The organism is Isoptericola croceus (assembly GCF_029382255.1).
In the GTDB taxonomy this organism is placed as follows: Bacteria; Actinomycetota; Actinomycetes; order Actinomycetales; family Cellulomonadaceae; genus Isoptericola; species Isoptericola croceus.
On sequence record NZ_JARLLG010000374.1, the window covers coordinates 1 to 265 of the forward strand.

The following is a 265-nucleotide window of genomic DNA, read 5'->3' on the forward strand; positions in this document are numbered from 1 at the left end:
GTCTGAACAACCATAGTCGGTAGTCCAGGCATGACCAATGGTGAACTTGTGAAAACGGAGCAGGTCCATAACACCAACATGAGCAAGAGCACACCCACAGAGATCAGGCCGCTGATTAACGCAAGCAGCAATCAGAAGACCACCATTGCTTCCACCTTCAACATAACTGCCTGTAACTCGTATATCCAGCAGAAATGAGGAGTTCAGCACAAGCAATGAAGTCGTCAAAACTATTTTGTTTCATTGCACGTGCTCCAGCTTTGTG

At 46.8% G+C, this 265-nt stretch carries 1 pseudogene; it reads right to left on the reverse strand.

Features of this window, described 5'->3' with window-relative positions:
• Positions 1-265: pseudogene (locus PZC42_RS23355) on the reverse strand (prolyl oligopeptidase family serine peptidase); the annotation flags it as partial.